This is a genomic window from Protofrankia sp. CiP1_Cm_nod2, assembly GCF_920664355.1.
In the GTDB taxonomy this organism is placed as follows: domain Bacteria; phylum Actinomycetota; class Actinomycetes; order Frankiales; family Frankiaceae; genus Protofrankia.
The window spans coordinates 12,653-18,315 of record NZ_CAKKTL010000099.1 but is presented as its reverse complement, the minus strand read 5'-3'; the positions used below and the strand labels follow the sequence as shown (position 1 = coordinate 18,315).

General features: G+C 71.3%; 6 protein-coding genes and 1 pseudogene. 6 read left to right on the top strand and 1 reads right to left on the bottom strand.

The window, feature by feature from the left end; all coding sequences use genetic code 11:
• The 4 genes from NBW84_RS12870 to vapC form a co-directional block, all read left to right on the top strand.
• Nucleotides 1–783, top strand: a 783-nt coding sequence (locus NBW84_RS12870) for a methylmalonyl-CoA mutase family protein (protein ID WP_250284867.1), incomplete at its 5' end; no start/stop codon positions are given.
• Between the two features lie 233 nt (nt 784–1,016).
• Entirely contained in the window at nt 1,017–1,523 is a 507-nt protein-coding gene (locus tag NBW84_RS12865) for a MarR family winged helix-turn-helix transcriptional regulator (RefSeq protein ID WP_250284866.1), read from the top strand.
• A 154-nt stretch (nt 1,524–1,677) separates the two neighbouring features.
• Nucleotides 1,678–1,917 (top strand): type II toxin-antitoxin system VapB family antitoxin, encoded by a 240-nt coding sequence (locus NBW84_RS12860; protein ID WP_250284864.1) that lies wholly within the window; start codon nt 1,678–1,680, stop codon nt 1,915–1,917.
• Nucleotides 1,914–2,315 (top strand): type II toxin-antitoxin system VapC family toxin, encoded by a 402-nt coding sequence (gene vapC / locus NBW84_RS12855; RefSeq protein WP_250284862.1) that lies wholly within the window; start codon nt 1,914–1,916, stop codon nt 2,313–2,315. The genes NBW84_RS12860 and vapC overlap by 4 nt, the downstream gene beginning before the upstream one ends.
• A gap of 18 nt (nt 2,316–2,333) precedes the next feature.
• Here vapC and NBW84_RS12850 read toward each other — a convergent pair whose 3' ends face one another.
• Nucleotides 2,334–3,815 carry an AAA family ATPase gene (locus NBW84_RS12850; RefSeq protein ID WP_445548528.1) on the bottom strand — a complete coding sequence of 494 codons (1,482 nt, stop codon included), beginning with the start codon at nt 3,813–3,815 and terminating at the stop codon, nt 2,334–2,336.
• 305 nt (nt 3,816–4,120) lie between these two features.
• On the opposite strand from NBW84_RS12850, the gene NBW84_RS12845 reads away from it, so the two are divergent.
• Both NBW84_RS12845 and NBW84_RS12840 read left to right on the top strand, forming a co-directional pair.
• The gene (locus tag NBW84_RS12845) at nt 4,121–5,326 is read left to right on the top strand and encodes a cysteine desulfurase family protein (RefSeq protein ID WP_250284860.1); all 1,206 of its coding nucleotides are present in this window, start codon (nt 4,121–4,123) and stop codon (nt 5,324–5,326) included.
• Between the two features lie 5 nt (nt 5,327–5,331).
• Nucleotides 5,332–5,663: pseudogene (locus tag NBW84_RS12840) on the top strand (tRNA 2-thiouridine(34) synthase MnmA); the annotation flags it as partial.

Genomic DNA, 5,663 nt, shown 5'->3' with positions numbered 1-5,663 from the left:
AGCGGCCGGGTAGCCCGGCGGATCTGGGCGGTCGCTCTGCGTGAGCGCTACGGTGCCGCCGAGCGGTCGCAGAAGCTCAAGTACCACGTCCAGACCTCCGGCCGTTCCCTGCACGCGCAGGAGATGGACTTCAACGACATCCGCACGACACTGCAGGCCCTGTGCGCCATCTACGACAACTGCAACAGCCTGCACACCAACGCCTACGATGAGGCGGTGACCACCCCGACCGAGCACTCCGTCCGCCGGGCGCTGGCCATCCAGATGATCATTGACAAGGAGTGGGGGCTGACCGGCAACGAGAACCCGCTCCAGGGCTCCCACATCGTCGAGGAGCTCACCGACCTCGTGGAGGAGGCCGTCCTCGCCGAGTTCGAGCGGATCTCCGAGCGCGGCGGTGTGCTCGGCGCGATGGAGACCGGCTACCAGCGCGGCCGTATCCAGGACGAGTCCATGCTCTACGAGCAGCGCAAGCACGACGGCAGCCTGCCGATCATCGGGGTGAACACGTTCCTCGACCCCGACGCGGAGGACAGCGTGCAGGGCCCCATCGAGCTCGCCCGAGCCACGGAGGAGGAGAAGGTCTCGCAGCTCGAGCGCCTCGCCGACTTCCAGGCCCGGCACGCCGAGGAGGCCCCCGAGGTGCTGCGCCGGCTGCGCGAGGCCGCGGCGGCCGGCGAGAACGTCTTCGACGTCCTCATGGAGGCCGTCCGGCACTGCTCGCTCGGCCAGATCAGCGACGCTTTCTTCGAAGTCGGTGGCCGGTACCGTCGTAATGTCTGAAGCAGCCTAGTTTCCCAGCGGCCCTGGCTGGCCAGGGCCGCGCGGTCGTGATTCGCTCGCGTCCGGGGTCCCGCCGGATCCGGTGGGGCCCCGGAGGTGGCAGGTTTCCGACAGGTCCGGGAGGCCCACGTTTCCCAGAGCCCACGGCGGCCCCATGGACCCGCGGCGGCACGGGAAACGAGGCCCGTGTTGTTCCCGGCCGACCGGCCACGTCGTGGAGGAGCCGTCCGACCGTGTCCTTTCCCAAACCCCTGCCGTTCGACCCCATCGAGGAGGCGCGCAAGCAGTGGACAGCGCACGGCTGGGCCGAAGCGGCTGACGGCATGGCGGCCGTCACGTCCGTGATGCGCGCCCAGCAGATCATCCTGGCCCGGGCGGACGAGGTGCTGCGCCCCTTCGAGCTGACCTTCGCCCGCTACGAGCTGCTCGTGCTGCTGCTGTTCAGCCGGGCCGGCTCACTGCCGATGAGCAAGGTCGGCAACCGTCTGCAGGTGCATCCGACGAGCGTGACCAGCGCGGTCGACCGGCTGTCCTCGCAGGGCCTGGTCCGCCGCATCCCGCACCCCACGGACCGGCGCACCACCCTGGCCGAGATCACCGCGGCCGGCCGGGAGGTGGCGACCACGGCCACCGTCGAGCTCAACCGCCGTCTGTTCGCCAGCCCGGGCTTCCCACCCGAGCAGGTCGGCCCGCTCGTCGACATCCTCCGGGACTTCCGCAGCCGCGCCGGCGACTTCTGACCTGCCAGCCCGTCAGCCCACCGGCCTCCAGCAGACCACCGAGCTATCACTTCTGACCGGATGTATCGGACTTGTCGCGATCCATGGTGTCACGTACTGTCACTCTTGGATCTGCTGACAAGCAACATACACAGAGGTGTGTATGTTGATGACCATGGCTGATGTGCGGACCAACATCGTCGTCGACGACGAGTTGATCGAGGAGGCCATGCGCGTCTTCGGAGTGAACACCCGGCGTGAAATCGTCGATCTGGCCTTGCGGCATCTCGTCGGCCGGGCCGACTTCCGGCGCCGGGCCCTGGCCCTGGAAGGCACGGGCTGGGACGCGGACCTGAGCGAGCTCCGCCCGGGTTTCGTGTCGAGTCTCGACAGCGTTTCCCGTGACGACCGGTGATTCTCGTCGATACTTCCGCGTGGATCGAGCTGCTCCGTGGGAGCAAGTCACCGGTCCATCGGCGGCTACGCGATCTGATCGACGAGGACGCCTACCTGGTGACGACGGAGATCGTCCGTTTTGAGGTGTTCGCAGGCGCCCGTTCCCACGAACACCAGCGTGAGCTGCTGGCGTTGCTCGCGTCCCTACCCATCCTTCCTCTGCATGATTCCGGCGATTACGAGAACGCCGCGGCCTTGTACCGATCCGCCCGGCACAGCGGGGTGACGGTCCGGGTGCTCACCGACTGCCTCATCGCGCAGGCGGCCATCAGAGCCGACGCGGGTCTGCTGCATGCCGATCGCGACTTCGACAACCTCGCCCGGATCACCGGCCTGCGGATCGAGCCAGTCGAGTGAACGGCGGCCTCTGCTGGCTCACCCGCCTTCGTACAGGCGGTGGAGGTCTATGAGGACGATGTCGGGGGCGCGGGCTGCGGCGGCGCGCAGGTCGTCGGTGAAGCCGGTGGCGGAGAACAGCAGGAGGCGGGTGCCGGTCACGTCCAGGTTGCCCGTCCGTTCGATGAGCGTGCGGGCGCGTCGCAGCCTGTTCAGATGCTCGAGGCCCAGCTCGACGCCCCATTTGGCCTCGCCGACGGCGACGAGCCGGCGGCGCTCGCCGTCGGCCGGGCCGAGCGCGACGACGTCGAGCTCCATCGCCGCCCGCTGTTCGCGGTCGTGGATGGTGCCGTGGCCGATGTCGCCTATGTCGCCGAGGTCGTCGGTGCCGAGAGCCGCCGGGCCGGCGTACAGCGCCACCCAGGTCCGGCAGATCTCCTCGAAGTCGGGCCCGAGGATCTGGGAGGCGAACGTGGCGCGCCGGCCCGGCCAGGTCCTGGCCGCCTGTCCACGCGCCTCGAGCCGGCCGAAGACCGGCCGCATGACGGCGTGGTAGAAGGCGATCAGCGGCTCGGCGATCCGCCACACCGGACGCCGGTCGCGCAGCAGGTCGTCCGCCTTGACCAGGAAGCCGGCGTCGGTCAGCACGGTCAGCGGGTGCGCGAGGTCGCCCGTCGGCCGGCCGACCGCGTTCGCGATCGCGCCGCGGGTGACAGCGCCGGTGGCCACGGCCGCCAGTACCGAGCTGTACAGGCCGGGGTCACGCAGGTCCGGCTCCTCCGCGAGCAGGTAGCGCGCCTCGCGGAACAGCGGCGAGTTGCGGTTGAGGACCGTTCTGACCACCCAGGCGTCGAAGTCGTCGATGCCGCGCGGGCCGTCCCCGCGAGCGAAGTCCCGGTAGGCCGGCGTCCCGCCCACGACGGCGTGTACCTGCGCCGCGAGCCGGTGGTCGTCGATGCCCCAGAACTCCCGGGCCAGCCGGAAGTCCAGCGAGGGCACGACCAGCTCCAGCGCCGCCCGGCCGCGCAGCGGCGCCGAGCCGGCGAGCAGACGGCCCATGACCGTGAGCGCGGATCCGCACAGGATCAGCCGTGTTCGCGAGCCGGTCCGTTCGGGACGGCGCGGGCCGAACGCCGCCTGGACCACCGAGGGCAGCTGTGGCGAAGCCTTGATCAGATAGGGGAACTCGTCGATGACGACGGTGGTCGGAGCCTGCCGGCCCAGCCCCAGCACGGCGTCGACCGCCTCGGCCCAGGAACCGAACGCCAGCGGCGCCGCGGCGCCGACGTGCTCGGCGAAGCGCGCGCCGAACAGCCGCAGCGAGTCCACAGCGGTCCCTTCGAGCGCCTGGTGGTACAGGCCACCGGTCTGCTCGCACGCCGCCTCGAGCAGGAACGACTTCCCCTGCCGCCGGCGGCCGGTGACCACGCCCAGCGTCGCGCCCGGCGTCGGGTCCTCGCAGAAGCGCGCGAGCGCCGCCCACTCCTCCTCCCGGTCGAACATGTCCACCGGCCGCTCCACCTGCACCACCCATCCCGGCGTCCAAGGCGCCTCCAAAGGCTGGATTCTAGTGTAACCACAATTACATGAAACGTACTTACACTAGAAAGCCACAGGTGGAAGCCATGATCTGAGACTGTGTGCGACCGTCTCTGATCGGATACCGCGCTTTGCCAGATGTGCTTGGCGGGCCGGCGGTGATATTCGGAGGGTGATGGTCCGGTCCAGCCCGCCGCCGTTGGCCGGTCGTCGGCGGTTGGGGCGTCGGGTTGCGGACTGTGGGCGTCGGGCGGGTATCGCCGGCGGGCGCGGATATCCTCGGTGGTGTGACCTACCTCGACCATGCGGCGACCACGCCGATGCGTCCGGAGGCCGTGGCCGCCTACAATGCGGCGCTCGCGGACGGCGGGAACGCGTCGTCGCTGCACGCCAGCGGCCGTCGTGCACGCAGGGTGGTTGAAGAATCGCGTGAGGCGCTCGCCGCCGCGCTGCGCGCCCGCCCGTCCGAGGTGGTCTTCACCGCCGGCGGCACCGAGAGCGACAACCTGGCCATCAAGGGGCTGTACTGGGCCCGCCGGGCCGCCGAGCCGCGCCGGCACCGGGTGCTCGTCAGCGCGGTCGAGCACCGGGCCATCCTCGACACCGTGATCTGGCTCGCCGAGGCGCAGGACGCCCAGGTCGAGCTGCTGCCGGTGGACGCCACCGGGATGGTGCGCCCCGAGGTCCTCGCCGCGGCGATCGCGCGTGACCCCGACAGCGTCGCCCTGATCAGCGTGATGTGGGCGAACAACGAGGTCGGGACGGTCTCACCGGTCGCGGAGCTCGCCGCGATCGCGCACCGTTACGGAATCGTGTTCCATACCGACGCCGTCCAGGCCGTCGGGTCGATCCCGGTGTCGTTCGAGGACAGCGGCGCGGACGCGCTGACGGTCAGCGCGCACAAGCTCGGCGGCCCGATCGGCATGGGCGCGCTGCTGGTACGCCGCGGCCTGACGCTGGCGCCGCTGACGCACGGCGGCGGGCAGGAGCGCGACGTCCGCTCCGGCACCCTGGACACCCCGGGGGTGGCCGCCTTCGCGGCGGCGGCGTCGGCGGCGGTCGCCGAGCAGCCGGTCGAGGCGGTACGGCTGGCCGCCCTGCGGGACGACCTGGTCGCCCGGGTGCTCGCCGCGGTGCCGGGCGCGGTGGCCAACGGAGCGCCCTCCGGTCCCGGCCGTCTGCCCGGCATCGCCCATCTGACCTTCCCTGGCTGCGAGGGCGACTCGCTGCTGCTGCTGCTCGACGCCCACGGGATCGAGTGCTCGACGGGGTCGGCCTGCTCCGCGGGGGTGGCCCAGCCGTCCCACGTGCTGCTCGCCATGGGCGTCGACGAGGCCCGCGCCCGCGGCTCGCTGCGCTTCTCGCTGGGGCGGACGTCCACCGCGGCGGACGTCGATGCCCTGGTCCGTGTGATCATGCCGGTGGTCGGCCGGGCGCGCCGGGCGGGGGCGCTCGCCGGGCTGTCCGGGCTGTCCGGGCTGTCCGGGGGGTGAGCCGGATGCGTGTGCTCGCGGCGATGTCCGGGGGTGTCGACTCGGCGGTGGCGGCGGCCCGCGCGGCGGACGCCGGCCATGACGTGACAGGCGTGCACCTGGCCCTGGCGAAGTCGCCCGAGTCGCACCGCACCGGCGCCCGCGGCTGCTGCACGATCGAGGACGCCCGGGACGCCCGCCGCGCCGCCGACATCATCGGCATCCCCTTCTACGTGTGGGATCTCGCCGACCGCTTCGAGCACGACGTCATCGACGAGTTCGTCGCCGCCTACGAGGCCGGCCGGACGCCCAACCCGTGCGTGCGCTGCAACGAGCGGATCAAGTTCGCGGCGGTGCT

What these genes read in the sequence shown, in the direction of transcription:
- NBW84_RS12860 (WP_250284864.1), top strand. Translation starts at nt 1,678, where the DNA reads ATGGCTGATGTGCGGACCAACATCGTCGTCGACGACGAGTTGATCGAG.